This is a genomic window from Armatimonadota bacterium (assembly GCA_031460175.1).
In the GTDB taxonomy this organism is placed as follows: domain Bacteria; phylum Sysuimicrobiota; class Sysuimicrobiia; order Sysuimicrobiales; family Sysuimicrobiaceae; genus Sysuimicrobium; species Sysuimicrobium tengchongense.
This window is the reverse complement of sequence record JAVKGW010000010.1, coordinates 36,159-61,425: the sequence shown is the minus strand read 5'-3', so window position 1 is coordinate 61,425 and position 25,267 is coordinate 36,159. Positions and strand designations below refer to the sequence as shown.

The 25,267-nt window shown below is 69.7% G+C and carries 26 protein-coding genes; 15 read left to right on the top strand and 11 right to left on the bottom strand.

The genetic code is table 11. The features are described 5' to 3' along the window. Nucleotides 1-21: 21 nt before the first annotated feature. The 8 genes from QN206_11500 (at nucleotide 22) to QN206_11465 (ending at nucleotide 6,723) form a co-directional block, all read left to right on the top strand. Complete coding sequence (locus QN206_11500; GenBank protein MDR7615431.1) at nucleotides 22-1,050, top strand: hypothetical protein; 1,029 nt, start codon at nucleotides 22-24, stop codon at nucleotides 1,048-1,050. A 93-nt stretch (nucleotides 1,051-1,143) separates the two neighbouring features. After that, nucleotides 1,144-2,532, top strand: a complete 1,389-nt coding sequence (locus QN206_11495; protein MDR7615430.1) for a hypothetical protein — start codon at nucleotides 1,144-1,146, stop codon at nucleotides 2,530-2,532. Between the two features lie 21 nt (nucleotides 2,533-2,553). After that, nucleotides 2,554-3,153 (top strand): SPW repeat protein, encoded by a 600-nt coding sequence (locus QN206_11490; protein MDR7615429.1) that lies wholly within the window; start codon nucleotides 2,554-2,556, stop codon nucleotides 3,151-3,153. A gap of 28 nt (nucleotides 3,154-3,181) precedes the next feature. Beyond that, nucleotides 3,182-3,466: a BMC domain-containing protein gene (locus tag QN206_11485; protein MDR7615428.1), complete on the top strand. Its 285-nt coding sequence runs from the start codon at nucleotides 3,182-3,184 to the stop codon at nucleotides 3,464-3,466. 28 nt (nucleotides 3,467-3,494) lie between these two features. After that, nucleotides 3,495-3,644, top strand: a complete 150-nt coding sequence (locus tag QN206_11480; GenBank protein MDR7615427.1) for a hypothetical protein — start codon at nucleotides 3,495-3,497, stop codon at nucleotides 3,642-3,644. A 212-nt stretch (nucleotides 3,645-3,856) separates the two neighbouring features. Continuing rightward, nucleotides 3,857-4,783 carry a glycosidase gene (locus QN206_11475; protein MDR7615426.1) on the top strand — a complete coding sequence of 309 codons (927 nt, stop codon included), beginning with the start codon at nucleotides 3,857-3,859 and terminating at the stop codon, nucleotides 4,781-4,783. Nucleotides 4,784-4,859: 76 nt separating this feature from the next. Next, nucleotides 4,860-6,521, top strand: coding sequence for a mercury(II) reductase (merA, locus tag QN206_11470; GenBank protein ID MDR7615425.1), 1,662 nt, complete (start codon nucleotides 4,860-4,862; stop codon nucleotides 6,519-6,521). 13 nt (nucleotides 6,522-6,534) lie between these two features. Beyond that, nucleotides 6,535-6,723, top strand: a complete 189-nt coding sequence (locus QN206_11465) for a hypothetical protein (GenBank protein ID MDR7615424.1) — start codon at nucleotides 6,535-6,537, stop codon at nucleotides 6,721-6,723. A gap of 63 nt (nucleotides 6,724-6,786) precedes the next feature. Here the strand turns inward: QN206_11465 and QN206_11460 are convergent, their stop codons facing one another. Genes QN206_11460 through QN206_11450 form a run of 3 tightly spaced genes read right to left on the bottom strand, consistent with a single transcriptional unit; the run spans nucleotide 6,787 to nucleotide 7,681 of the window. Then, nucleotides 6,787-7,074, bottom strand: a complete 288-nt coding sequence (locus QN206_11460; GenBank protein ID MDR7615423.1) for a hypothetical protein — start codon at nucleotides 7,072-7,074, stop codon at nucleotides 6,787-6,789. Then, complete coding sequence (locus QN206_11455) at nucleotides 7,075-7,281, bottom strand: hypothetical protein (GenBank protein ID MDR7615422.1); 207 nt, start codon at nucleotides 7,279-7,281, stop codon at nucleotides 7,075-7,077. 37 nt (nucleotides 7,282-7,318) lie between these two features. Further along, nucleotides 7,319-7,681 carry a hypothetical protein gene (locus QN206_11450; protein MDR7615421.1) on the bottom strand — a complete coding sequence of 121 codons (363 nt, stop codon included), beginning with the start codon at nucleotides 7,679-7,681 and terminating at the stop codon, nucleotides 7,319-7,321. Between the two features lie 131 nt (nucleotides 7,682-7,812). Here QN206_11450 and QN206_11445 point away from each other — a divergent pair, with 131 nt between their 5' ends. Both QN206_11445 and QN206_11440 read left to right on the top strand, forming a co-directional pair. Continuing rightward, nucleotides 7,813-8,046, top strand: a complete 234-nt coding sequence (locus QN206_11445) for a hypothetical protein (GenBank protein ID MDR7615420.1) — start codon at nucleotides 7,813-7,815, stop codon at nucleotides 8,044-8,046. Nucleotides 8,047-8,084: 38 nt separating this feature from the next. Next, entirely contained in the window at nucleotides 8,085-9,155 is a 1,071-nt protein-coding gene (locus tag QN206_11440) for a hypothetical protein (protein MDR7615419.1), read from the top strand. Nucleotides 9,156-9,339: 184 nt separating this feature from the next. Here the strand turns inward: QN206_11440 and QN206_11435 are convergent, their stop codons facing one another. Further along, complete coding sequence (locus tag QN206_11435) at nucleotides 9,340-10,410, bottom strand: FAD-dependent oxidoreductase (GenBank protein MDR7615418.1); 1,071 nt, start codon at nucleotides 10,408-10,410, stop codon at nucleotides 9,340-9,342. Nucleotides 10,411-10,855: 445 nt separating this feature from the next. Here QN206_11435 and QN206_11430 point away from each other — a divergent pair, with 445 nt between their 5' ends. Together QN206_11430 and QN206_11425 are read left to right on the top strand one after the other, a co-directional pair. Next, a complete protein-coding gene (locus tag QN206_11430) occupies nucleotides 10,856-11,437 on the top strand; it encodes a TlpA disulfide reductase family protein (protein ID MDR7615417.1) in 582 nt (193 codons plus the stop codon). A 9-nt stretch (nucleotides 11,438-11,446) separates the two neighbouring features. Continuing rightward, nucleotides 11,447-12,133 carry a cytochrome c biogenesis protein CcdA gene (locus QN206_11425; protein ID MDR7615416.1) on the top strand — a complete coding sequence of 229 codons (687 nt, stop codon included), beginning with the start codon at nucleotides 11,447-11,449 and terminating at the stop codon, nucleotides 12,131-12,133. A 6-nt stretch (nucleotides 12,134-12,139) separates the two neighbouring features. Here the strand turns inward: QN206_11425 and glnA are convergent, their stop codons facing one another. The 6 genes from glnA to QN206_11395 form a co-directional block, all read right to left on the bottom strand. Beyond that, nucleotides 12,140-13,600: a type I glutamate--ammonia ligase gene (glnA, locus tag QN206_11420; protein ID MDR7615415.1), complete on the bottom strand. Its 1,461-nt coding sequence runs from the start codon at nucleotides 13,598-13,600 to the stop codon at nucleotides 12,140-12,142. A 6-nt stretch (nucleotides 13,601-13,606) separates the two neighbouring features. Then, the gene (locus QN206_11415; GenBank protein ID MDR7615414.1) at nucleotides 13,607-14,992 is read right to left on the bottom strand and encodes an SPFH domain-containing protein; all 1,386 of its coding nucleotides are present in this window, start codon (nucleotides 14,990-14,992) and stop codon (nucleotides 13,607-13,609) included. Nucleotides 14,993-15,013: 21 nt separating this feature from the next. Continuing rightward, nucleotides 15,014-16,216: a hypothetical protein gene (locus tag QN206_11410; GenBank protein ID MDR7615413.1), complete on the bottom strand. Its 1,203-nt coding sequence runs from the start codon at nucleotides 16,214-16,216 to the stop codon at nucleotides 15,014-15,016. 278 nt (nucleotides 16,217-16,494) lie between these two features. Continuing rightward, a complete protein-coding gene (locus QN206_11405) occupies nucleotides 16,495-16,887 on the bottom strand; it encodes a periplasmic heavy metal sensor (protein MDR7615412.1) in 393 nt (130 codons plus the stop codon). A 91-nt stretch (nucleotides 16,888-16,978) separates the two neighbouring features. Beyond that, nucleotides 16,979-18,385, bottom strand: coding sequence for a S8/S53 family peptidase (locus tag QN206_11400; GenBank protein MDR7615411.1), 1,407 nt, complete (start codon nucleotides 18,383-18,385; stop codon nucleotides 16,979-16,981). Then, on the bottom strand, nucleotides 18,382-21,192 hold the full coding sequence (locus QN206_11395) for a CHAT domain-containing protein (GenBank protein MDR7615410.1): 2,811 nt from the start codon (nucleotides 21,190-21,192) through the stop codon (nucleotides 18,382-18,384). Before QN206_11395 ends, QN206_11400 begins: the two co-directional genes overlap by 4 nt. A 74-nt stretch (nucleotides 21,193-21,266) precedes the next feature. Here QN206_11395 and tkt point away from each other — a divergent pair, with 74 nt between their 5' ends. Further along, nucleotides 21,267-23,318: a transketolase gene (gene tkt / locus QN206_11390; GenBank protein MDR7615409.1), complete on the top strand. Its 2,052-nt coding sequence runs from the start codon at nucleotides 21,267-21,269 to the stop codon at nucleotides 23,316-23,318. Here the strand turns inward: tkt and QN206_11385 are convergent. Then, nucleotides 23,315-23,824: a hypothetical protein gene (locus tag QN206_11385; protein ID MDR7615408.1), complete on the bottom strand. Its 510-nt coding sequence runs from the start codon at nucleotides 23,822-23,824 to the stop codon at nucleotides 23,315-23,317. The two genes, tkt and QN206_11385, sit on opposite strands and share 4 nt — an antisense overlap. 69 nt (nucleotides 23,825-23,893) lie before the next feature. Here QN206_11385 and QN206_11380 point away from each other — a divergent pair, with 69 nt between their 5' ends. Together QN206_11380 and QN206_11375 are read left to right on the top strand one after the other, a co-directional pair. After that, on the top strand, nucleotides 23,894-24,757 hold the full coding sequence (locus tag QN206_11380; protein MDR7615407.1) for a COX15/CtaA family protein: 864 nt from the start codon (nucleotides 23,894-23,896) through the stop codon (nucleotides 24,755-24,757). After that, nucleotides 24,754-25,206, top strand: a complete 453-nt coding sequence (locus QN206_11375; protein MDR7615406.1) for a low molecular weight protein-tyrosine-phosphatase — start codon at nucleotides 24,754-24,756, stop codon at nucleotides 25,204-25,206. Before QN206_11380 ends, QN206_11375 begins: the two co-directional genes overlap by 4 nt. Nucleotides 25,207-25,267: the final 61 nt, after the last annotated feature.

Genomic DNA, 25,267 nt, shown 5'->3' with positions numbered 1-25,267 from the left:
TATTACATGCGGGAGGGCCCGGTGCACTGGCTGCTCTGGTTCGTGGCGGTTGTCGCGGTGAACCTCCCGATCCTCACCCTCCTGGCGGATCGCATCCTGGACCTCCCGGCCCCTCGGGCGATCCGGTGGTGGTGGCCGCCCGGCGGGGTAGCCCTGGCGGCAGCCTTGCTGGCGGCGCGGGCGGCGGATCCGGGCGTGCTGGAGCTGGTGGGCTGGGGTGCTTTGGGCGGTGCGGTGGCCACCGCGGCCCTGGACGTGGTTCGGCTGTTCGGGCACCACGTGCTGCGGGCGTTTCCCGTGGACATGCCGCGGGTGTTCGGGCTTCTGGCCCTGGGCCTCGGGCCAAGGCTGCAGGAGAACACCGTGGCGGAGATGGTGAAGCACCTCGCGAGGACCGATGGGGAGGCGCGCCGTCGGATGCTGGAGGAACGGCTCGCGGCCCTGGCGGGCTTGCCCGAACCGGTGCGCGTGGCCGTGGTGCGGGGGATGCGCAAGGGCCTGGAAGAGCTGCCCGCCGACGCCCGCGAGCAGCTGGTGCAGGTGCAACTGGAGGTCCTGGCCAGCCTGTCCGCAGACATTCGCCGAGTTGTGTTCCGCGCCATGGACCGAGCGGTGGCCAGCCCCGCGGACTCCGTGTACGCCCAGCCGCGGGGCCTCCCTAGGGTTCCCATGGAGCTGGTGCGGCAGTTCCTCTCTGTGGCGGTGCCGAAGACGGCTGCGGAAGCCGGGGTTGCCTGGAGTACGGTCCTCCTGGCGGGGTACGGGTGGCATCTGCTCAATGGTCTCGGGTTCGGGATCACCTACACCCTCCTGTTCGGCCGGGGTAGCTGGTGGCTTGCCGTGGCATGGGGCCTGTTCATCTGGGCCGGCATGATGGTGGCCATGCCCGTCATGATGCCGGCCATCCGGTTCCCCATGCCCCGGTTCCTGCTCGTGCCGTTCGTGGCCCACGTGGTCATGGCCGGGCCCATTGGCTTCTTCGCCCTGAAGGCGTCGGACCTAGCACACGCCGCGAGCCTGCTCGGAGCGCTCCTGCCTCCGGGCCGGTAGGAGGCGTTTGGTTCATGGATTCCCTTGACACGCGCAGGACGGTATGGTAGGAAACCAATACGGCAAAACGAATATATGTGGAGGCGAGGAGCCGTGGCCACCAGGATCCCTGCAGTATCGCGTCTTCCCCTGATCCCGCCCGGGCTGCCGGTCCTCGAGGGATTCCGGGAAGAGCTCCTGCCCGCCCTGGTGGCCCTGTGGGCCGTGCTGGTGGGAACCTGGTTGGTCGGTGGCCGGGAGCATGGGGTGGCGGTGGCCATCTGGGCTACGGTGACCACCATCATGCTTTGGCCCGTGGGACGGAAGCTGGGCCGCCGGTACCTTTCCTACCGCGCCCCGCTGTTCATCCTCGGCGTGCTCAGCATGGCGTACATCCCCGCGATGGGGTTCGTCCTGCAGTCCGGTCTGCCGTACTGGGCGAAGGTGGTCTTGTGGGTGTTACTCCCGGTGGACCTCACGCTGTTTGCCATCCTGCCGAGCCTGCGGCAGGCCATCGGTCGCCCCATCCGGATGTTCTTCCGTCCCGACCTCCTGTTCGGGGACGGCCGGGTGCTGTGCTGCGGGACCGTGGCGCTACTGTTCGGCATCCGCTACCTGATCGGGCCCCACCCGCCCGAAGGTGTGCCCGTGGCGATCCCCCGGTGGAACTGGTGGGGGATCGCCTTCGCCATGGCGTTCGGCTTCATCCCCCTGATTCCCCTCCGGGGCATGGCCAAGCTCTTCATGCGGATGGCACGTCTGGTGCGGGACGAGTGGTACGGGTGGTGGGGCATCTTCCTCAAGGAGACGTTCCTGGCCGTAACCGTGCTGGCCATCGCTCTGGGCTTCCACCACGTCTTTAAGGGCATTGCGCCCTTCGACGCGGGATTTTGGGAGGAAGCGCGGGAGGCGATGGAGCACAGGGGGCCGTGGCCCGGACTGGTCTTTCTGGCTTTCGGCTACGTGTGGCTGGTGGGGGTGCGGGGCGGGTACAAGAAGGCGATCGGCGAGCCCTTCATCCGGGAAACCGTGACACAGACCTGGGTCAAGGAAGTTCTGTACGTCCTGGGCGTCGTGCCCCTGGTGATCGGGCTGATGCTCCTGATCGAGGGGCACTTCGGTCAGCTGAACAAGGGCCCCATGCTGGCGGTCGGGATCCCCTTCTTCCTGTGGGGCCTTGCGTGCTTGACGGGCTTCCGGGTGATCGCGCAGGTGAACCAGCGCCAGGCCCTGGTGCAGCAGATGGTGGCGGTGGTCCTTCCCGCCCAGCTGCCGGGGGTGCGTCGGAAGGTCCTGGGCAAGGTGGTGGCTGCCCTCGCAGAGATGCCGGAGCGGCAGCGGCTGCTCTACCTGCGGGCCATGCAGGAGGCCCTCGCGCAGGCGCCCGAGGAGGTTCGCGACCTGATGGCCCGCGAGCGACTGGAGGCGCTCGCGGAGCTGCCACCGGACCGGCGGCGGGTGGTGATGTCGTCCATGGACCGGGTATTGTTCGAGACCCCGTGAGGGATGAGGGAGGTGAGCAGCATGAAAGGGTGGGCGTGGGTGAACCTGGTTCTGGGAGCTTGGCTCGTCGTCGCCCCGTGGATTTTGGGCTACGGCGGAGGGCCTGCGCTGACCAACGACGTCGTGCTGGGTCTGGCGGTGGTGGTGGTCTCCCTCATCCTCCTGGCGAGCCCGGCGCAGGCCGAGGCACCGGTGTCGGCCCGGCAGGCACCGGGACAGGAGATGATGAGCGCGGCCGCCATGCGGGACATGGCGGCCGGGTTGGCCCGGATGCCCGACGCGCAGCGAAAGGTCATGTTGGGCGAGCGCCTGCGGATGTTCGCGGAGATGGGCGAGGCGGAGCGCAAGCGGGCGATGGCGGCCATGATGGATGCGGTGGCGGCGCTTCCCGACGAGGACAAGAAGAAGCTGTTCAAGACGCGGTTCGAGGTGCTGGCAGAGCTGTCGGAGACGGACCGCAAGAAGCTGATGGGAACCCACATGAGCATCCTCATGGAGCGGGGCGAGGAGATGATGCGTAAGGAGATGGAGCTGACGGAGGCGGTCCTGCCGCAGCTTCCCGCGCACGTGCGGCAGATGGTCCAGGGGATGATGTCGGGGATGATGGGTGGACGGCACTGAAGGACAAAAAGGAAAGGAGGAGAGTGCCATGGCACGTTCGGTGGGAATCGTGGAGTGCGACTGCCTGGCGGACGTGGTGGGGGCGGCCGACCGCATGGTCAAGGCCGCGTCCGTGCGTCTCGTGCGGCGGGAGTACCTGGGCGAGGGCCGGGTGTCCTTGGTGGTGGAGGGGGACACGGACGAGGTGGAGCGGGCGCTGCAGGCGGCAAAGACGGGAGCTCCAGAGGGCCTGACGACGACCCTGATCCCCAACGTGGACAACCGCGTCCTCGGCCTGTTCGATCTGCCGGGTGGACGGTGGTGGAATCCGTAGGTGAGAAGACACAGAAAGGAGGGAGAGCATGTGCGGGTGCTGCGGTGGAGTTGACTGGGCCGTGGCGGAGGAGTGGGAGCGGCAACAGGAGGCGCTCAAGAAGCGGCGGGAGCGGGAGAAGTCGGACACCCCGGAAGTCGAGGCCGGGGTGAAGGAGGAGGCGACCGAGCGCGGGTAGACCGCGGACGCTCCGGGCAAAAGGCGGGCGGCAGAGCGCGCCGGTCCAGGGGGAAGCGCCGGTGGGATGGAAGCTAGATACCATCACCGGCGTCCGCCTTCGGGTCCGTACGGAGCGGGAGGTGCGCAGGGACCTGCTGTGGCGGCTGCGGCGTGGCTGCGCCTCGGCTGAGGGTCAGGCCCGAACACGACGCGTGCGTGTAGAGGAGGCACATGGACATCTTCCGGAGGTACGAGGGCAACCCGATCCTGCGTGCGTCAGATCTGCCCGTGCCGGCCCTCGGGGTCTACAACCCCGGGGTGGCGGAGGTCGAGGGCGAGGTGGTGCTCCTCCTGCGGGTGGAGGGGACGGACGGGCGGTCCAGCCTCCACGTGGCCCGAAGCCCGGACGGGATCGGCAGCTGGAGGGTGGACCCGGAGCCCCTCCTGTCCCCGGACGGGGGCGACGAGCGCTACGAAGCCCTGGGCTGTGAGGACCCCCGGGTGACCTTCGTCGAGGAGCTGGGAGAGTGGGTGATCGCGTACGTGGCCGTGGGTCCCAGCGGACCCGCGGTGGCGCTGGCCACCACCCGGGACTTCCGTTCCGTCCGGCGTCTGGGGCTCGTCCTCCCACCCCCCAACAAGGACGCGGCCCTCTTCCCCCGCCGCATCCGTGGGCGGTGGTGGCTGCTGCACCGGCCTTCGTCCGGGGGTGCGGAGCACATATGGGTCGCGGAGTCTCCCGACCTCGCCTTCTGGGGAAGGCCACAACTGGTGCTCCCCGAACGGGGTGGCACCTGGTGGGACGGGGCCCGTGTAGGGGCCGGGGCCGTGCCCGTGGAGACCCCGGAGGGGTGGCTGGTGATCTACCACGGCGTGAAGGTGGTGGCAGGTGTTCCCAACTACCGGCTGGGCGTGGCCTTGCTGGACTTGGAAAACCCGGCTCGTGTGACCAGCCGGTGTGCGCACCCGGTGCTCAGCCCGGAGGCTCCGTACGAGCGCGTCGGGAACGGGTTCAACATCGTGTTCACGTGCGGTGCCCTGGCCCGCGAGGGAATGGTGTGGCTGTACTACGGGGCGGCGGATTCGTGCGTGGCCCTGGCACGAGCGCGCCTCGCGGACCTCGTGGAGCAGGCCCTGGCCTGTCCCGTGGAGGACTGAAGTTCGCTTGACGGGTCCGACGAACGAGGTAAGATAACTATACGAATTTTAGTATATAATGAACGGGAGGGTTTCTATGGAGGCGAGAGCGGAGTTCGTGTTGGACGTAGAAGGCATGACGTGTGACGCGTGTGCGGAGCACGTCCGGGAGGCCCTGGAACACGTCCCGGGGGTGGTGGCAGTACAGGTACCGGGGTGGGAGTCCCGGCGGGCGCGGGTCGTCGCCTCGGGCCCCGTGCAGCCGGAGGTGCTGGTGCGGGCGGTGCAGGAGGCCGGCTACCGCGCCGCGGTGCGGGAGCGCAGGGTCCTGGACCTGGAGGAGCGTGGCGCCGGGCCGGCGGAGGCGGTGGACCTGCTGGTGGTGGGTGGCGGGTCTGCAGGGTTTGCGGCTGCCATCCGCGGGGCGGAGCTGGGGGCCCGGGTGGTCCTGGTGGAGCGCGGGACGGTGGGCGGCACCTGCGTGAACGTCGGCTGCATCCCCAGCAAGGCCCTCATCCGCGCGGTGGAGGCCTATCACCAGGCGAGCCTGCACCGCTTCCAGGGGATCTCTACCACGGCGGGGAACCTCCGCTGGCACCAGGTGGTGCGCCACAAGGACGAGCTGGTGACCGAGCTGCGCCGCGAGAAGTACACGGACGTGCTCGAGGCGTACCCGGGGATCCGGTACATCTCGGGGCAGGCTCGGTTGCGCGCGGATGGCACGGTGCAGGTGGACGGGACCCTCTTCCGTCCGCACCGGATCGTGCTGGCCACGGGAGCCCGACCCTGGGCACCCCCGATTCCCGGCCTGGAGGAAAGCGGGTACCTCACCAGCAACGAGGCCGTGAACCTGAAGGAACTCCCGCGGTCCCTGGTGGTGATCGGCGCGAGCGCGGTGGGCCTGGAGCTCGCGCAGACGTACCTGCGGGCGGGGACTCACGTCACGGTGCTGGAGGCCCTCCCACGGGTCGTACCCCTTGAGGAACCGGAGGTCGGGGAAGCCTTGCGGCGTTACCTGGAGGATGAAGGGATGGTCGTCCGGCCGGGTGTGCGGATCTCCCGGGTGGAGCGGGTCGGCGGCCGCTACCGGGTGACCTTCACGGAAGGCGAGCGTGAGGAGGTGGTGGAAGCCGAGCAGTTGCTGGTGGCCACCGGACGTCGTCCCAACACCGCGGGCCTGGGGCTGGAGGAGGCCGGTGTCGAACTGGGCCCAAAGGGCGAGGTTCGGGTCAACGAGTACGCCCAGACCACGAACCCTTCCGTCTACGCCGCGGGGGACTGCACGGGTGACCCCATGTTCGTGTACGTGGCGGCCCACATGGGCACCGTGGCCGCGGAGAACGCGTTGAACGGCAACCACCGCCCGTTGGACCTGGAAGCCCTCCCGAGGGTCACTTTCACCGATCCTCAAGTCGCCAGTGCCGGGTGGACGGAAGCGCAGGCCCGTGAACGCGGGTTCGAGGTGAAGACCGCGGTCCTCGGCCTGGAGCACCTGGCGCGGGCCCGGGTGGCCCGCGACCTGCGCGGGCTGATCAAGCTGGTGGCGGACCGCAGCACCGACCGGCTGCTGGGTGCCTCCGTGCTGGCCGCGGAAGCCGGGGAGGTGATCCAGACCGCGGTGCTGGCCATCCGGGAAGGCTACACGGTGCAGCGCTTGAGCCGGCTCGTGTTCCCGTACCTGACCCTCGTGGAGGGGCTCAAGCTGACGGCGCAGGCCTTCGAGAAGGATCCGGCCCGGCTGAGCTGCTGCGCGGGCTAGCGAGGGGTGGACCGTGGAGTGGGTTGCGGGACTGGGAGCTTTCGGGCTTCTCGCAGCGTGCTGCGGGGCGAAGCTGGTGGCGTTGCTGCTCCTGGCCCTCCGGGGCCGGGCGGTGGAGGCGGCGGCCAACTCGGCGCAGTACCCGGAGCACTCCGGGGTGACTGCAGCGGAGGAGCGCGGACGCGCTTGCCCGTGGTGCTGAGGAAGCCATGGAAGAGGTACTGCGGGTGCTCGAGTCGGGCTGGCAGGGTCCCCGGATGGGCTCCTAAGGAACGGGCACGCCGTTCACCTCGTGGTGGATCTCGACGGGGACCTCCGCGCGCAGGCAGGCCTCTGTGTAACAGGTGGCGTGTGCGGTCTGGAGCACGCGCCGCACCACCTCCGGGTCGGCGCCAGAGCGGACGCTCAAGTGGATGGTGAAGCCCACGCACTCTCCCCGGGCCGTCTCCTGCAGCACGGATCCGGTCCGGCGGAAACGAGCGGTGACCGTGGCCCGGGCGTCCTCCACCGGCACCTTCAGGTCTCTCGCGGACCGCGAGAGCTGGGTGAGGATTCAGAAGGCAACCCCGGCGACGAAGTACGTGAGCGGGGTGGGGGCACTTCCCTCCCCGTCCAGGTGCGGTCCTTCGTCACTCACCAGGGTGTAGGCCTCCGCGGGCCCCCCTGGGCGGGTCACCCGCGTGACGGCCACCTTGCGCATCCCTTCCAGAGCCCGGGCTTCTGCCTCGAAGGTCACCTCGTACGCGCCTGGACCTTGCACGTCATCCTCCTCTGCCGGTTCGGACACCCGCCCGTCATTATAGCGTGAGCGGGATCCAGCCCTGTTGGACGTAGCTGGCGAGGCTGGGGTGGCCGTCCGCGGTGTCTACCAGAGGGACGCCTGTGGCCCGCACCGCGTCCACCACGTTGAACGCTCGGGCGCAGTATGCACAGGCGGCGTCCACGAGGCCCGCTTCCAGCACCTCCCGGAACAAGCCGTGGTATTTGTGCTGGGGATCGCTGAACTGCTGCAGCCAGACGGTGCCGGCCCCGTCGAACACGATCTTGGCCGGGATCCCGGCGCGGGTGAGCTCCCGGGCGTACAGGAGTGCGTGCAGGGCCCGTGCCAGCTCCTGGGGGCCCGCGTGGACGAACACCACGTACCTCTGGCTCTCTGCCACAGCAAGCCACCTCCTGACCAGATTCTGGAACCACGGTACCTCGCCCGCAGCAGGGTTCTGTGAGGCAGCTTACAGACCCACTGCGGCGGGCGCGCCACGATGCCGGTGAGGCCGAACGAGGAGGTGCTCCGGTGCAGTGGGGGCCGGCGGCGTGGAGCGGGTTGGCGGGCACGGCGGCGATGACCGTCCTGATGGCCATGGCGCCGGCGATGGGAATGCCGCGCATGAACATGATGGCGGTGCTCGGGACTATGTTCCTCCCCGAGGGCCTGACCGCGAGCACTCTGGGGGCTGTGGTGCACTTTGCCATGGGCATCCTCAGGACGGCCCACGGGCGGAGTGTTCCCGAGGCCGACTCCCGGTGACCGCGGGTAGAAGAACAAACCGAGGAGGGGGGAGGAGCATGGAAGAGCGGTTGACCCGAAGGCAGTTTCTCCGGTGGTCCGCACTGGCGGGGGCCGGACTTGTGGCCGGCGAGCGCATCGTGCCTGCAGTCCTGGCCGCGCCCGCAACCCGAAAGAACGTGGGCGACGTGCTGCGGTTCTCCACGCGGCCCCAGGGCTGGAAGGGCCTGTTCGGGTTCGTGACCTTCCGGCTTCACCCGGTGTTCTTCGACGGCAAGCTCGCGTACCACATCCGGACCGACGCGTCGGACCAGGCCTTTGCCCAGGCGCGGGGTCTGGTGTTCGTGCCCAAACTCGCCCTGGCCCTGCGGCGGGAGGCCACGGGAGACTACTACCTGTTCGCGCAGGGAGCGCCGGGACAGCTGCCGGTGGTGAGCACGGTGCCGGGGCGGGACGACTTCACGCCCGCCTACCGGATCCACCGGGTGACGTGGAAGACTTCGCCGCGGCTCCTACGGTCCGTGGAGCAGGTGCGGGATGCACAGAGCGCAGGACAGGTGGAAGTCGAGGCCACCCAGGTGGTGGTGAACTACCCCGTGGTGCGGTGGCCGGACGGGCAGCTCCCGGTGGACCGGCAGCGCAGGCAGTACCTGGGCCAGGGCCAGCTCCTGGAGGATCCAGACGTGAACCGGCGGGAGGTCACGTTCAAGCTGCACCAATGCTTCCCCAACCACTGGTACATCGTCACGGACACCTCCGCGGCCCCCATGGCCCCCATGATGCGCGTGGCCGCCTCCCCGAAGGCGGGGCTGCTGACCCAGGCGGGGGCCACGGCCAAGATCCTGGTGTTCGGGAACGGCATCCAGGGGCCCGGACCCATGGGCTTTCAGCCTTCCGTATTCGACTCGAATCCGGGAGACGCCATCTGGAGCCCGTTCTGGGACCACTACACGTTCACGTGGAACGAGGGCGCACGGCCCAAGGTGCTCCGCACCGAGCGGGAGATCCTGGCGGAGGAGGCCGCTGGGCGCCTCAAGAGGTGGCCGGGCACTCCGGATACCAAGGGGGAGGTGTTCGTGGTGAACTGCCCGGCGCCGGTGACCGCGCCACCCACGTGGCGGGGCGCCTGAAAGGGTCAGGTAGGCGGTATCATGGCGGTGGTGGACAAGGCCACGTACTTAAGCCAGATCAACCTCTTCCGGCATCTGTCCGTGGAGGAACTGAATGCTGTAGATCGCCTCGCGGTGCCGTACGCCGTCCCCAGGGGAACCCTCCTTCTGGACCCCACACGGTTCGAGCCCGTGCTGTACCTCCTCAAGCGAGGGTTCGTGCGACGGTGTGGTCCACCTTGCGAAGCTCGCCCGAGAACGCGTTCATCGCCACCAGGACCCCGTCGTGGGCGCCTACCGGGGTGGCCATCTGGGCGCCCGTGTACCGGCCGATCACGTCGCCCGCCGCCCACACGTTAGGCGCTGTGGTCCGCAAGTACTCGTCCACGGCCACGAATCCTCGGTCGTCCGTGCGCACGCCCACATGCTCCAGCCCCAGCCCGTCCGTGTTGGGCAGGCGGCCCGCGGCCACGAGGAGGCGCTCGGCCCGGACTGCGAAGGGGTGGCCTCCCCGGTCTGCCAGGACCTCCACCTGATCGCCCACCTGGCGAACGGTCCGAGGGGTGACCTCGGTGACCACCCGAACCCCTTCCTCCGTAAGGAACTTCGTGACCGCGAGGGAGACCTCGGGCTCGTAGGCCGGCAACACCCGGCGGCTGCGTTCGAGCAGGGTGACCTCCACGCCGAACCGGGCGAACATCTGCCCGAGCTCGAGGGCGATGTAGCCGCCCCCCAGAATCACCAGGGAGCCCGGGAGTTCCCGCAGTTCTTCCGCTTCGCCGGAGGTCAAAAGGTCCGAGGTGAGGAAGGGAACACGGTCGAGCCCCTCCACGGGTGGGACAGCCGGCCTGGAGCCGGTGGCGATCAGGTAGTGCTGGCCGCGCAACTTCCGGCCGTCCACCTCCACGGCTCCATCCGGGGCAAACCGCGCGTGCCCCTCGTACACCCGGATTCGATCCGACTCCCGCACGATGGCCCGGTACCTCTTCTCCCGGTAGTCCGCGGTGAGCTCGTCCTTCTGGGCCACCAGGGTTGCGAAGTCCAGGTCCACCCCTCTGGAACGCAGACCGGGAAAACGTGGGTGCGCCGCTTCCCGGTAAACCCTCGCGGCCTCGATGAGGTTCTTGCTCGGCAGACATCCGCGGTTGACGCACGTGCCCCCGAGCGTCCGCGACTCCGTCATGGCCACGGTCCTGCCCAGCTCCTGGGCGCGCAGGGCGGCGGCGAATGCGGTGGACCCGGATCCCAGGATGACGAGATCGAACGCGTCCGCCATGAGGTACCTCCCCAGTCGAGTTACGGCTTTCCGTATCGTAGCACGCGAGCGGGCCACATGGACGGCAATATTGGGATTGCTTGACAGCACCGGGGATACGCAAGTAACGTAGAATACGATATTCCGAATGTATCTCGTGCGCGTTCCAAGGGCGCTGGCCGGCGGGACCCTGGCCGTCCTGGGTTCGTTGGACCCACAGTCGGCTTTGCCCGACCGGTTCTGGCTGTGGCGGGTGAGCCGGTGAGAGCCCTGTGGCACGCTTGGCGGAGCTGGGTCCTGGGGCCGGGGCGGGCGGTTGACCCGATGCCTGTCGGCGCGGGGGAGCTCGTGGCGGTGCTGATCGTCGTCGTGTGGGGGGTTCTGCTCCTCCTGACCCTTCCGCAATGGGGGTGCGTGGGTGTCTGCCGGCTTCCGCGGTGAAACCGTCCCACGGAGGAGAAACGGGATGGACGGAGGAAAAATCCGTTGGCACTCGAGAGCCCTCCCGGCCCTCCTCGCTGCCGCCGCGGTCCTCATCGCGGCGGCGGTGTGGAATTCGGCGCGGGTGCGGACGGCCACAGCGATCGTCCCCACCGGCGTGGAGGGCACGCGCCCCGGCGATACGGCCCCGGATTTCCGAGTGGTGGACATCACGGGCCGGGTGGTGACACGGGCCGCCCTGCTCGCGGGCGGAAAACCCGGTTTGCTCTTCTTCACCGCCACCTGGTGCCTGCCGTGCGTGGAGGGGCTTCGGCAGCTGCGCCGATTTCAGCAGGAGGTGGGTGAAGACCTGTTCCGGGTGCTGGTGGTGTTCGTGGACCCCAGAGAGACGGAAGCGGACCTGCGGGCCTACCGCGATCGCTACGGGTTCCCCCGAAGCTGGTTCTACGCCCCGGATCGGGATCGGATGGTCCTGAAGTACCGGGTGCGGTTCCTCGACACGAAATTCCTCCTCGACCCCCAGGGGGTGATCCGGTGGACAGACGTCTACCCGGCCACCGACGAGACCTGGCGCCGGGCCCTCGGGGCGGTGGGCATCCGACGCTGAGATCCGCCGATGGATGCGCTCATCGGATTCGCGTTCCTGGCCGGTGCGGCCGCTTGTCTCAACCCCTGCGGGTTCGCCTTGCTTCCCGCGTACCTCGCGTACTTCGTGGGCCGGGAGGACGGCTCGACGGGCAACGTGCGCGCGGGCATCCGGGCCGGGGGAGGGATGACGGTGGGCGTGCTCGGGGTGTTCGCGGCGCTCGGAGGGCTTCTCTCCGCGGCAGGACACGCGCTCCTGCGGTTCGTGCCCCTGGCCGCAGTCGGCATCGGTGCTGCGGTAGCGGCCGCGGGCGTGGCCATGTTGGTGCGCCCCTCGTTCTCGGTGCGGCTACCGGTGGAGGAGGTGCTCCACCGGGGCCGCTCCGAGTCAGGGTTTGTCCTGTTCGGGGCAGCCTACGGGATCGCTTCCCTGGGATGCACCCTCCCCCTCTTCCTCGTGGTGGTGGCCCAGGCCCTCGCGGCGGGCGGCCCGGTGGAGGGGCTCGTGGTCTTTACCGCGTACGGACTCGGCATGGGTGCGGTCTTGATCGGGGTCTCCATGGCCGTGGTCGCGGGGAAGGGCGCGGTCCTTCGGTGGGCACGCGGGTGGATCCCGCACCTGCGGACCGTGGGGGCTCTGGGCATGGTGGCCGCGGGGGGATACCTCGTGTACTCCCAGTTCGCCCTCGGCGCCCTCACCCCCGTACCGCGGCCCTGAAGACGTTCACACGTCGTAGTACAGGTAGAACTCCGACGGGTGCGGCCGCAGGCGGATGTAGTCCACCTCCCGCTTGCGCTTGTACGCGATCCACGTCTCGATCAGGTCCTCGGTGAACACCCCGCCCCGGAGCAGGAACGCGTGGTCCTCCTCCAGGGCCCGCAGGGATTCCTCCAGGGAGCCGGGGACCTGGCGCACGTGCCTGGCCTCCTCGGGCGGCAGCTCGTACAGGTCCACGTCCATGGGCGGTCCCGGGTCGATGCGGTTCAGGATGCCGTCCAGGCCCGCCATCAGCATGGCCGCGAAGGCCAGGTAGGGGTTGCAGCTCGGGTCGGGCGGCCGGTACTCGATCCGCTTGGACTTCGGGTTGGTGGAGTACAGGGGGATGCGGATGGCGGCGCTGCGGTTCCGCTGGGAGTACACGAGGTTCACGGGTGCCTCGTAGCCCGGCACCAGGCGGCGGTACGAGTTGGTGGTGGGCGCGCAGAAGGCCAGCAGAGCGGGGGAGTGCTTGAGCAGCCCCCCGATGTAGTACAGGGCGAGCTCGCTGAGCTGCGCGTAGCCGCGCGGGTCGTAGAACAGGTTGCGGCCCTCGTGCCACAGGCTCTGGTGGGTGTGCATGCCGCTGCCGTTGTCCCCGAAGAGGGGCTTGGGCATGAAGGTGGCGGTCTTCAGGTGTTCCCGGGCGAAGGTCTTCACCAGGTACTTGTACACCTGGACGCGGTCGGCCATGTCCGTGAGGGTGGAAAACCGCATGTCGATCTCGCACTGGCCCGCGGTGGCCACCTCGTGGTGGTGGACCTCTACCTCCACCCCGGCCTCCCGCATCTTCCGCACGAGCTGTGACCGGAACTCCTGGAGGCTGTCCGTGGGGGGGACGGGGAAGTAGCCCTCCTTGTAACGCGGCTTGTAGCCCAGATTGGGCCGCTCGTCGCGCCCCGTGTTCCACGCGCCCTCCGCGGAGTCCACGAAGTAGTAGCCGCAGTGCACATTCTGATCAAACCGCACGTCGTCAAATACGAAGAATTCCAGCTCCGGCCCCCAGTAGCTGGTGGTGGCGATCCCGGTGCGGACCAGGTACTCCTCCGCCCGCTGCGCGACCCCGCGGGGGTCCCGGCTGTATCGCTCCCGGGTCACCGGGTCGTACACGTCGCACACCAGGATCAGGGTGGGCGTCTTGCACATGGGATCCACCCGGGCGGTGCGCGGGTCCGGGATCAGGATCATGTCGCTCTCGTGGATTTCCTGGAACCCGCGGATGCTGCTCCCATCGAAGCCCACGCCGTCGGTGAACAGGTCCTCCGACAGCTCCTCCACGGGCAGGGAGAAGTGCTGCCAGGCGCCCACCAGGTCCGTGAACCGCAGGTCCACCATCTGGATCCCGCGGCGTTCGCACAGGTCCAGGACGTCCTCGGGGGTGGTAAGGGGTTGCTCGCGGACCCTCTGACGGACCGTTGCCACGGCCATCCCTCCCTACGGCTGCGGTGCGGTGGGCGCGGACTCCGGGGACCGGTCCGGCCGGTCCCGGAGGTTCGGGATGCGCTCCAGCAGCTGCTCCAGCTTCACCCCGGTGAGGGACTCCACGAGGGTGGGCAGCTGCGCCACCACCCGGGCCACGTCCGCGGGGACGCGGGACACCCCCGACCCCGCCGCGTCCGCGTTCACCACCACGATGCGTTCGGTCTTGGCGAGGGGCTCGGAGACCGCCCGGGCCAGCTCGGGCAGCACCCGCACGATGAGCTCGATGACCGCAGCCTCGTTGTACTGGCTCCAGGACTCCGCCTTCCTGCGCATGGCCTCCGCCTCCGCGAGACCCTTGAGACGGATCACCTCCGCCTCCGCGGCGCCGCGGGCCTTGATCTCCTCCGCCCGGCCCAGGCCCTCCGCCTCCAGCCGGTAGCGTTCCGCCTCCGCCAGCACCTCGGTCCGCTGGCGCTCCACCTGGGCGGGCTTGAGGACCGTGGCCAGCAGTTCCTTCTCCTTGCGCGCCACCTCCCGCTCCTCTAGCTCCACAAGCTTCTCCCGCTCCACGATCCCCACCTGGATCTCCTCCGCCTTCACCTGCTGGGCGATCCGGTAGCGGTGGAGGTCGTAGCTCAGGTCCGCCTCCGCGCGCTTGGCCTTGACCTCCGCCTCGTACTCCGCCTTCTTCAACTCCATGTCCCGCTGGGCCTGGGCGATGGCGGTCTCCGCCTGGAAGCGGGCCTGCTGGGCCTCTTTCTCTGCCTCCGCCTCGCCCTTGACCGCGTCCCGCTTCACCTGGGCGATGCGGGGCCGGGCCAGGGCCTCCAGGTAGCCCTGGGTATCCGTCACGTTGCGGATCGTGAGGGACACGATCTCCATGCCCATCTTGTGCAGGTCCTCGCTGGCCGCCTCCCGGACCCGCCGGGCCAGCTCCTGGCGGCCCCGGTAGATGTCCTCCACGGTCATGGTCCCCAGCACCGCCCGCATGTGGCCCTCCAGGGTCTGTAGGACGGTCCGCATCACGTCCTCCCGGGAGCGGGAGAGGAACTGCTCCGCGGCGATGGCGATGCTGTCCTCGTCGCCGCGGATCTTCACCTGGGCAACCCCGTCCACGGTCACGGGGATGGCGTTCACCGTGTACACCTCCGGGGTGCGGACCTCCAGGGTCATGAGCTCCAGCGACATGCGCTGCACCTTCTCCTTGATGGGCCAGACGAAGGTGCCGCCCCCGTGCACGAGCCGGTAGCCCACGACCCTGCGCCGGCCGTCCGGGCCGGTGACGGTTCGCCGTCGGCCGGAGATGATCAGGACCTCGTTGGGGCCCACCTTGGTGTAGCGCACCGCCCACACCACCGCGGCAGCCACGATCGCCGCCGCGACGACCACCCACCACACCCAGGACACCTCCCTCACCCCCTATGCGTTCGACGCGACGAGACTCAACCTGGGCACTCCCGTTCGGACGCCGTCTCCGAGTTCAGGCCCGTTCCCTTCCTCCAGCGCCACGTCCTGTACTCCCCGAACCAGTCCCGTCTCCGTCAGGTGCGCGGAGAGGGACTCCCGCAGGGTCTCCGAGTCCGGGGCGATGTGCAGGCAAGCGCCCTCCTGGCAGCTGGCGAAGTACAGGTGGCGCCAGCGATGCACCGGTAGCGCCGTGCGGCTTACCCCTTGCCCGGTGAACCGGGTAAAGCGCAGCATCAACCCCGTGGGTTCGCCGGCCTTCAGAAGCCCGCGGCAGCAGGTCTCCGACAGCTCCATCGCCCACAGGGCCGCGGGCATGGTCAAGCGACCCGAGGCGGTGAGCTCGCAAGCCACGAGCTCCCACAGGGGCAGGATGCCCGCGGGCTCCTGCGGCGCCGACCAGGTGGTTGTTCCGGGGCCGAAGGCGACCATCTGCCCCTCGGTGGCAAACACCGGGATCCAGAGCGCAGGGCCCACCAGGATCGCCTCCGGGAGATGTACGTCCAGGTCCTGCGGCGACAGCAGAGCCACGGTCACCGGCCCGCACTCCCCCCCGTTGCAGGAGGCCACGTAGTGCGCATACCGAGCCCGAAGCTGTGCGAGGTCGGTCCCCCAAAGCCTCGGGCCGTCCGTGGGGGCCACGTAGACCTCGCCGGCGCGGTACACGGGGACGGCGGAAGTACCGTTCACCAGCCAGAACCGCGGCAGGCCCCCGGCGGCCACAAGACGCCCCACGGCGGCGCGGACCTCCTCGCCGAGCAGGTGGAGGTTACCGGCCTCCAGGGAGCGCCCTGCCACCCGCACCCGGTACACCTCCCGCACGAGGGGGTCGGAGGCCACTGGCCGCGGGTCCCAGTACACGGGCAGGCGTGCCTCCCCGTCTCCGCCGAGGCGCACCGTGTAGAAGTACCGGGGAACCGTCCTCGGATCGGCGCCGTGACCGAAGGCGGGATTGCGCAGCAGTCGCAGTTCCACCCCCGCTCCAGCCCAGTTCCAGCTCGCCCGGGCCGGCGGTGCGGGCGGCGGGGCAGGTGGAACGTTGGCTTGGGTCTCCGCTGCGGTTCCCCTCGTGCGCCTCAGGAACCTGCTGGGCAGAAACGACCAGAGGGTGAACAGCACCAGGAAGGCCGCCACCCCCAACCACGCTTCCCACGTCACCGCCCTCACCTCCCACGTCTTTCACGGCCTGCCATATCCAGCGGTTGTACGCGGTATAGATCGAGGCACCCGCCCAGAATCCGTAGGGGGACGAAGAACGTGGCCACCAGGGTTTTATACCCCCCAAAAAGCAAAGCGACGCCCACCCTGTGGTGGGCGTCGCGGCCCTAAAAGCAGGCTAGAGCGATGACCCCTTTCCTGTCAAGGGGCGGATGGCCTCATCCGATCGGGCCCCGGCATGGCCCGGTGGAGATCACGGCTGCCCGCCTGGGGGGCGACTACCGTCGGAATCCCCGCCCAGGCCCCAGCACGCAGCGCAGAACCTGTTCCCGGCGATCCGCGGGGATGCCCTCCCGGAGGTCGAGGAGGAAGCTAAGCCGGGCCCGCTGCAGGGCCGTCTGGGCCTCCGCCAGACGCGCAGCCTGGGCCTCCACCTGCTGCCGGGTGGCCTGTGGGGAGAGCAGCAGCCGCCGCAGGGCATATCGCTCGTCCTCCACCCGCAGCCGGGCATTGCGCAGGTTGGTACGGTGTCGGTCGTAGACCGCCTCGATCTGGGAACGGATCGCGGGATCCCGGCAGACGAATCGATCCGCGGGGGCAGGGGCCGCCCGGGCCGGCCTCCATGCCCAAGCCCCTGCCATCAGGACCAACACCAGGAGGAGTACGCCCATCTTGCGCACCGTCTCACCTCCGTTTTTCCTCTACGATCAAGGATGCCCGGATCGTTCACACGGGAGTGAAGGCCGGCTGCTGACGGCGGTCCTACACACCCGTCTGCACCAGGTGCACGCCGTCCCAGGATCGGGGATGACGGGCATCCTCCCACAGACGCTGCTTGACCTCGTACGGGGGAAGGCCCGCGCTGAGGTGCAGGGCCACGATTCCTGTAACCAGGGCAGAGGAGAAGGAAGTCCCCGACCACCGTACATACCGGGCTCCCGCCACCTCCGCGCCGCAATCCAGGATGAGGTCCTCGCCGGGCGCCGCGAAGTGGGCCTCGTTGCTGAACCACGCGTAGCGCTCCGGGGATGCGTAGCTGCTGGCGGCCACGGGGATCACCTGGGTACGGGCGATCAGGGTATCCCCGAAGTGCCCGTAGGCCGCGGGCTCAAGGCAGTTCTCCGGGCGTCCTTCGGAGAGGTTGCCCGCGGCACACACGAGGACCGCGCCTGCCCGGGCGGCCTCGTCCGTGGCCCACAGCAGGACACAGGACTGCACGCTTTCCGGCTGTGACCGATCCACGCCCAGGCTCAGGTTGTACACCAGGCTTCCGTACACCAGGGGGCGCGGGCCGGAGGGATGGGGCACCCGGCGCAGGTGGCGCACCCAGCGCATGGCCTCGATGAGGTCCCCCGTCAGGGTCCCGAGCGCCCCGTTCAGCAACCGCACGAGCACGATGTTCGCTTCCGGTGCGATGCGGCGCACGAGGGAGGCGATCATCACCCCGTGGTGCGCCCGGTACCGGACCATCTCGTCCGCACCGGCCACGAGGGGGGAGGAGGCCCGGTACCGCCGGCGCTCGGTGAGCCCGCACCCCTCCTCCTCGACCTCCTCTACGGTGCGCAGCGCGGGCAGGTCTTCGGGGAGGCGGTGGGGCCACTCCACGTACACGTCCACGAGCCCCGCGTCGAAGGCCGGCTCGTCCCGGTACAGGTCCGGGGCGCTGTCCAGGATGACCACGGTCACCCCGGCTCCCCGCGGTCGGTGCGATGCCCGCTCCATGCGCAGCAACCCGATGCGCTCGAAGGCCACCTGCGTGCGGAACTCCGCCTCCGTGGCCTCCGGCATCCGGATGGCCTGATCCGGGGTAGGACTCCCGTGCACCCCGTCCACCTGGCCGCGCGCCTCGAAGTCCAGGGAACCAAGGAGGGGGGCGTCCAGGGGGCCGCGGGCGCGGAGCAACCGGCGCAGGAGGTCGCGCGGGGGAAGGTCGTCCGGTTCGACCACGTAACTCTGGAGGGTCCAGCCGGAGGGGGAGATGGAAAAGGAGGGGATCGGGACCCGGGCCCATCGGGTGGTGCGGCCCTCCCGGAGCGGGACGAGAGCGTGCCGAGGGGTGGTCTTGCACGCGATGCATCGAACCGGGTGATCCCGTTCCAGCGCGGAGAGGATCTCCGCGGGACCCGCGAAGAGGACGTGCGCGTCGAGATACCGCCAGCGGCCGTTCATTCTCCTCCCCTCCTCCCTGGAGTCTCCGGAAATTCAACGGATTGCAGCCGGAGTTTCGGAGAGCCCATGAAGAGGAATCCGGCCCAGTGCAGGGGATGGGGGAACCCCTCCCGCACCTGGAGCGCCGCGGTCCGCAGGGCCGCGGGGGGAGGTGCGCCGCGCAGGAGTTCCCGGTAGAAGACCTCCATGAGCTGGCACGTGGACTGGTCCTCCGCTGGCCATAGAGAAAGCACCAGCCCCCGGGCCCCGGCTCGGAGCCAGGCCCGCGCGAACCCGAAGAACTCGTCCCCCGGGAGCACCGCGTGGACTCCGGTGCTGCAGCCGCTGAGCACCACGAGATCTGCCCGTGCGGGCACCTCCAGGAGGTCCAGCAGGGTGAGGGGACCGTCCGCGAGGTGGAGGGCGGACAGCAGCGGTGCCTCGTGCCGGAACACGCAGTGGCCCGCGAAGTGAATGAGCGCGCAAGTGCGGAGCTCCGCCAGGAAAACCTCGCGCGTGGGCTCCCGGATCACCCGGGCGGGGATCCAGCGGGCGACCCGCGCCACCTCCTCCACGGTCTGCGGGAGCCGACCACCGTGGGTGCTCGCGAAGAGCACCGCACGTCCCCGGCCGGGGATCCGGCGGTCCAGGAGGGGAAGGAGGGAGCCCGCGGGGATGTAACTCACCTCCCAATCCTCCCACACACACCGGTCCCCCCGGGGGAAGGCATGGAAGGGGAGCCCGAACAGGGGACCGCTCGGGGCGAGGATGAGCCGCCGGCACCCCGTCAGATCGGGCTCCATAGGCCGTAGGAGGAGGGCGTAGAGGTCCCGGAGGACCCGGGTGATCTGTGCAAGCGCCTCCTGCGGTTTCAGGTGGCCGGAGGCGTACGCGTGCAGGCCAAGCCCGAGCCAGCGGGCGAGTCGGTGAACTTCCGGCAAAGGCGCCAGGTCCCGGAAGCTCCGAACACGCCGGTCCCGCAGGCAGAACGCGAGGAGCTCGTCGTGGGTTGCCACGTACTCCACCAGGGCCGTTTCGGGATCGAGGGACGGCCGCTCCGGGGGACGCGGGAAGCCCAGGAGGACCGCCTCGTCCAGGGCCGTGCCGTGGACCGCGAGCCGTTCCGCGAGCTCGTGGACCCGACGCTCCAGGGCCCTGAGGGCTGCGGGGTCCACGGATGGGTCAAGGGGTCTGGAGGCGAGGACGCGGTACTGGGTATGCACGCGCCGCAGCTCCTCGACGAGGGACTCCTCGGACGCGGAGCGGGCGCGCAGATGGGCCGTGGGGTCTCGGGTGAGGAGTTGGGCCATGCCCTGGGCCTTCATGCCCTGCGCCACCGCCCAGGCTCGCTCCGGCTGTCCCGCCTCCACCAGGGCCCGCAGGCCTTCCCCGTACAGCTGCTGGAACTCTCGGTAGGTGCTCCACCGCAGGTCCGCGGGAACCGCCGCGAGAAGGCGGTGGGCATGGAGGATCCCGCTTAGGAGATGAGCCCTCCGCCGCGCCGGCGAGGGGCTCAGCCGGGCGAGCCGGCGGTGGGCGAGGGCACAGGCCCACGGCAGGCGAAGCCGCCGGCCGACGCGCAGGGCTGTTCGGGCGGCCCGCTCCGCCGCGGACAGGTCTCCCCGTGCCGCGTACAGGTCCGCCTCCACCAGGAGGACGCGCAGGAACCCGATGGTGTCCTGCGGGGCACCCTCGGCGCGCACCTCCTGCAGGAGAGACGCCGCCTCTTCCACCGCTCCCCTGCGGAGGAGGAGGGCGGCCAGTTCCGCGAGCCCGGCGGCCCACCACAGGGTGCGCTGGGAGCTTGCAAAGGAGGAAGTCGCTTGGCGCAGCAGCGCCTCCGCCTCCGTCCATCGCCCGGCCTGCCGGTAAGCCAGGGCCAGGAGATAGCGGGCCCGCGCGGCCTCCGCCGCAAACCCCCGAGCATGGAGATCCTTCGCCAGCGCGCCGGCCTCCTGCTCCACCCGTTCCCACCGGCCCAGGTACAGCCAGCTTTCTACCGCCCGCAACCGGTACATGGCCGCGGTGGCGGCTACCCCGACCCGCTCGTACAGCTCCGCGGCCTGCTCGAAGGCGGCGATGGCCCGGGCATACCGGCCCAGATGGGTGTCCAGCTCTCCGACCGCGGCCGCAACCCGGGCCTCCCAGAGGGTGCTGCGGGCCTCCCGGGCAGCCTCTCGGGCCTCCTCCAGCCGCTGGAGAGCCTCTTCTCCCCGGCCGAGGCGCAGGAGGCCGAGGGCGAGGTTGTGGAGGGCGATGGTCAGGTCCAGAGCACCCCCCTCCACGCCCCGCAGGAGGGCGATGGCCCGGGCGTAGGCGCCCGCGGCCCCTTCCAGGTCTCCCCGGTGCTTGAGAACGGTGGCCCGCTGGCTGAGGACGCGGGCCAGGAGGAGCGGTTGATCCGCCGCGGCCAGCACCGGCTCGATGGCGTCCGCCAGGGCGAGGGCCTCCTCCGTGCGTCCCTGGAGGAAGAGGGCTCCCATCTTCCCGATCCCGCACCGGGCTCCGAGCACCGGATCCGCGGCCTCCTCCGCGTACATCCGCGCCTTGTCGTAGGCCGATACGGCTTCCCGGATCCGGTCCGTCCACAGGAGGGCATTGGCGAGGGCGAGTTGGGCCAGCGCCCGGCAGGCGGCATCCCCGGACGCCGCGTACGCCACCAGGATGCGGGCGCCGCGCAGGGCCATTCCGGGGGCACGGTGTGCGAGGCGGTCCAGGAGGTCCTTCAAGGTCTCCACCCGCTCCGGGGTGGGTGGGCCAAACCGTGCCCGCAGTTCCGATTCCGTGGCCGCTTCCCAGTTCAGGTCGGGTTCCGAAAAACCGGCCATGGTTTGCGGCTTTCGTTCCGGATCCGGAGAGCTCCTGCTATCGTGGAGGGGTGAGTACGGTCCAGGAGGCGGGGATGGAGGACCGGGCGCTGGACGAGCTGTGCATCAACACCATCCGAACGTTGGCCCTCGACGCCATCCAGCGGGCCAACTCCGGACACCCGGGGGCGGTGCTGGGGTTCGCGCCCGCTGCCTATGTCCTGTGGACGAAATTCCTGAAGCACAACCCGAAGAACCCGGACTGGCCCGACCGCGATCGGTTCGTGCTCTCCGCGGGCCACGCCTCCATGCTCCTCTACGCCCTCTTATACCTCACGGGCTACGATCTCTCCCTGGAGGATCTCCGGAATTTCCGGCAGTGGGGAAGCCGCACCCCGGGACACCCGGAGCGTCGCCTCACCCCGGGCGTGGAGGTGACCACAGGGCCGCTCGGGCAGGGCTTCGGGAACGGGGTGGGCATGGCCATCGCGGAGCGCCACCTCGCCGCGGTGTTCAACCGTCCCGGGTACGAGATCGTGGATCACTACGTGTACGCCATGGTCTCGGACGGCGACCTCATGGAAGGGGTGGCCGCGGAGGCCGCCAGCCTCGCGGGGCACCTACGGCTCGGCAAGCTCGTCTACCTGTACGATTGCAACCGGGTGACCCTGAGCGAGAGCACGGACCTTTCCTTCACGGAGGAGGTGGCGAAGCGGTTCGAGGCGTACGGATGGCACGTGCAGGACGTCCCGGACGGCAACGATCTCGAAGCCATCGAGGCGTCCATCCGCGCGGCCCGGGAGGAGCTGGATCGGCCCTCCCTGATCCTGATCCACACCCGGATTGGCTACGGGAGCCCCAAAGAGGGGTCCTATGAGGTCCACGGAACACCCCTGGGAGAGGAAGGGGTCCGGATCACCAAGCGGAACCTGGGCTGGCCCTATGAGGAGCCCTTCACGGTCCCGGAAGAGGCACTGCGGCATTTCCGGAAGGCGGTGGAGCGGGGAGAGCGGTGGGAGGCGGAGTGGCGACGGACCTTCGAGGCATGGGCCCAGGCCTACCCGGATCTCGCCGCCCTCTGGCACCGCGCGCACCGTCACGAGCTTCCCGAAGGATGGGACCGGGAGTTGCCCGCTTTCCCGGCGGGAGAGCACCTCGCCACCCGTGCGGCCAGCGGGCGGATCCTCAATGCCATCGCGCCGCGCGTGCCGTGGTTGGTGGGCGGCTCCGCGGATCTCAACCCCTCCACCAACACCGCCATGAGGGGGCTTGGGGATTTCCAGAGCCCCGCGCGCCGCATCGGGGATCCTCAGGGCCGTAGCGGCGGCCCCGTGGACTACCGCGGCCGCAACCTGCACTTCGGAGTCCGGGAGCACGCCATGGGTGCGATCGCGAACGGGCTTGCGGCCCACGGCGGGGTGCGCCCCTTCGCGGCCACCTTCCTCGTGTTCAGCGACTACATGCGTCCCCCGATCCGGCTCGCAGCCCTGAGCGAGCTTCCCGTCATCTACGTCTTCACGCACGACTCGGTCTTCGTGGGCGAGGATGGCCCCACCCATCAGCCCGTGGAGCACCTCCCTTCCCTCCGGGCCATCCCCAACCTCCTCGTGATCCGGCCCGCGGACGCGGGCGAAACCGTGGAGGCCTGGCGGGTGGCCATGGAGCACACCGCGGGCCCCGTGGCTCTGGTGCTCACCCGGCAACCGGTCCCGACCCTCGACCGCGCCCGGTACGCGCCCGCAAGCGGCCTGCGCCGGGGAGGATACGTGTTGGCGGACTCCGGGGAGGGCCCTCCGGAACTCATCCTCCTCGCCAGCGGATCCGAGGTTGCGCTGTGCGTGGAAGTGTACGAGCGGTTGGTACGCCGGGGCATCCGGGCCCGGGTGGTCAGCCTCCCGTGCTGGGAGCTGTTCGATACCCAACCCCGGGAGTATCGGGAGGCCGTGCTGCCTCCGCACGTGGCGCGCCGCATCGCGGTAGAGGCGGCAAGTCCCCTCGGGTGGGAGCGATACGTGGGCTGCCGGGGTCGGATCGTGGCCCTGGACCGGTTCGGGGCCTCCGCGCCCTACCCGGTGATCGCGGAGCGGCTCGGGTTCACCCCGGATCGCCTTGAGCGGTTGAGCCTGGAGCTCTTAGAGGAGACCTAGCCCGGCCGGGCCGTGGCGTCAAACCAGATGCCCAGCAATAGACCGTGCAGGAGATGGGCCAGGAGCGCTAGCCAGACAAACCCGCCGGAGGCGAGGGCACTTCCCAGAAACCCTGCACCCACAAGCGGCAAGGTCACGAACAGGGTCAGGAGCCACGGGACGGGCGCGAAGAGCAATCCGCACAGCCAAGGCCGCGCGGCCAGGGCCTCCGCCCGGTAGAACACGGGGCCGAAGGCGAGGGCGTAGAGGTACGCGTAGAGGATCCCCGTGAGGGCAAACGCCACCAGGGACCAGCTGAAGGCCGCCCGTGTGCGGTCCAGCACCAGGTTGTCCCACAGACCCAGGAACCACCGGGTGAGGAAATCCGTGGCCTCCGGATGCATGACGGCGCGCCCCAATCCCCACAGGACCGTGAAGAGGGAGACGAGCAGGGTGGTGGCGGTCGCAGCGAATCCCACTCCGAAGATGTGGCGGCCGCTTCTCGGCAATTCCCCGTGTGCGATCACGCTCTCCTCCGGTAGAATGAGGGCGGTTCGTGTCCAGTTTGTCCGAGAGGCGCACAGAGCGCAAGACCGATGCCCATCCCACGCGCGAGGGCGTTCGCCCGGTACGCGGCGGTCCTGGTGGGCCTCACGTATGCCCTCATCGTCCTGGGCGGCGTCGTGCGGACCACGGGCTCCGGGGACGCGTGTCCGGACTGGCCCCTCTGCCACGGTCGGATCATCCCGCCGCCACAGCCCAGGGTGCTCCTGGAGTACGCCCACCGGCTCGTGGCGAGCGGCGTGGGCCTGCTGACCGCGGGAGCCGTCGTCTGGGCCCACCGCCTTCCGGAGCCACCCGGTCTTCGTCCGCTTGCGTGGACGGCCCTGGCGCTTGTGGCGGTGCAGGGGCTCGTGGGAGGCGTCGTGGTCCTGAGCGGGCTTGAGGATTGGACCGTGGTGGTGCACTTGGGACTGGCGCTTCTGGTGCTCGCCGTCCTGCTGGCTCTCGCCTTCCGGGCCTCCGGGGTTGTGGCGCGGGGCGGAGGTCTCCGGCCGTACATCCTCCTGGTGCTCGGAACGCTCTATCTCCTCATCCTCCTGGGTGGGTACGTGGGGGCGAGTGCCGCGGGACTCGCCTGCCCGGACTGGCCCCTGTGCCGGGGACGGATCCTCCCGCCCCCGCTTCCAGGGGTGCACGTGCACTTCACCCACCGGGTGCTCGCCCTCGTGGGACTTGTGCTCTTGGCGGGGCTCGTGAGGCGCACCCGATCCCTCACTCCCGGACCCCGGAGGGCCGCACACCTTGCCGCCGCCCTCTACGGGCTCCAGATCCTGGTGGGCGCCCTCAACAAGTGGTTCCTGCTGCATCCCGCGGTGGTCTCCGTGCACCTGGCATTGGCAGCCCTCATCTGGGGTGCGGTGGTGACGGTCTTCTGCCTGGAGGGGGCACGGAGATGAGGATCCTGTTCGTCTGCACCGCGAACATGGCTCGGTCTCCCATGGCGGAGGCCATCTTCCGGGCCCTCTGCAGGGAGGCGGAGATCCCGTGCGAGGTGGACTCCGCGGGGACCATGGACTACCGGGTGGGGGATCCACCTCCTCCTCCAACCCTGGCGGTCCTGGAGCGGCACGGGCTGCGGACGGATCACCGGGCACGCCTGGTCACGCCGGAGGACCTCCGCGCGCACGACCTCGTGGTGGCCGTGGACCGCGCGAATCTGGAGGTCCTGCGGGCCATGGCGCCCCCGGGCACGGAGGGGAGGCTGCGACTGCTGTCGGCGTTCGGGCCTCCGGGCACTCCGGAGGACATTCCGGACCCCCGGGTCACCGGGGACTTCGAGGGAACGTATCGCCTCATCGAGGCGTGCTGTCGAGGGCTCCTGGAGTTCCTGCGGAACTCGACCTAGGCCGACTGCCCCGGCTTTGGGGAGTGGGATCTAGGCCACCAGGCGTTTCGCAAGGACCTCT

Coding starts and splice junctions, on each gene's coding strand:
- QN206_11435 (MDR7615418.1), bottom strand. CDS start 10,410: ATGGCGGACGCGTTCGATCTCGTCATCCTGGGATCCGGGTCCACCGCA.
- QN206_11485 (MDR7615428.1), top strand. CDS start 3,182: ATGGCACGTTCGGTGGGAATCGTGGAGTGCGACTGCCTGGCGGACGTG.
- QN206_11480 (MDR7615427.1), top strand. CDS start 3,495: ATGTGCGGGTGCTGCGGTGGAGTTGACTGGGCCGTGGCGGAGGAGTGG.
- QN206_11430 (MDR7615417.1), top strand. CDS start 10,856: ATGGACGGAGGAAAAATCCGTTGGCACTCGAGAGCCCTCCCGGCCCTC.
- merA (MDR7615425.1), top strand. CDS start 4,860: ATGGAGGCGAGAGCGGAGTTCGTGTTGGACGTAGAAGGCATGACGTGT.
- QN206_11490 (MDR7615429.1), top strand. CDS start 2,554: ATGAAAGGGTGGGCGTGGGTGAACCTGGTTCTGGGAGCTTGGCTCGTC.
- QN206_11405 (MDR7615412.1), bottom strand. CDS start 16,887: ATGGGCGTACTCCTCCTGGTGTTGGTCCTGATGGCAGGGGCTTGGGCA.
- QN206_11395 (MDR7615410.1), bottom strand. CDS start 21,192: ATGGCCGGTTTTTCGGAACCCGACCTGAACTGGGAAGCGGCCACGGAA.
- QN206_11440 (MDR7615419.1), top strand. CDS start 8,085: ATGGAAGAGCGGTTGACCCGAAGGCAGTTTCTCCGGTGGTCCGCACTG.
- QN206_11380 (MDR7615407.1), top strand. CDS start 23,894: ATGCCCATCCCACGCGCGAGGGCGTTCGCCCGGTACGCGGCGGTCCTG.
- QN206_11475 (MDR7615426.1), top strand. CDS start 3,857: ATGGACATCTTCCGGAGGTACGAGGGCAACCCGATCCTGCGTGCGTCA.
- QN206_11400 (MDR7615411.1), bottom strand. CDS start 18,385: ATGAACGGCCGCTGGCGGTATCTCGACGCGCACGTCCTCTTCGCGGGT.
- QN206_11375 (MDR7615406.1), top strand. CDS start 24,754: ATGAGGATCCTGTTCGTCTGCACCGCGAACATGGCTCGGTCTCCCATG.
- QN206_11425 (MDR7615416.1), top strand. CDS start 11,447: ATGGATGCGCTCATCGGATTCGCGTTCCTGGCCGGTGCGGCCGCTTGT.
- glnA (MDR7615415.1), bottom strand. CDS start 13,600: ATGGCCGTGGCAACGGTCCGTCAGAGGGTCCGCGAGCAACCCCTTACC.
- tkt (MDR7615409.1), top strand. CDS start 21,267: ATGGAGGACCGGGCGCTGGACGAGCTGTGCATCAACACCATCCGAACG.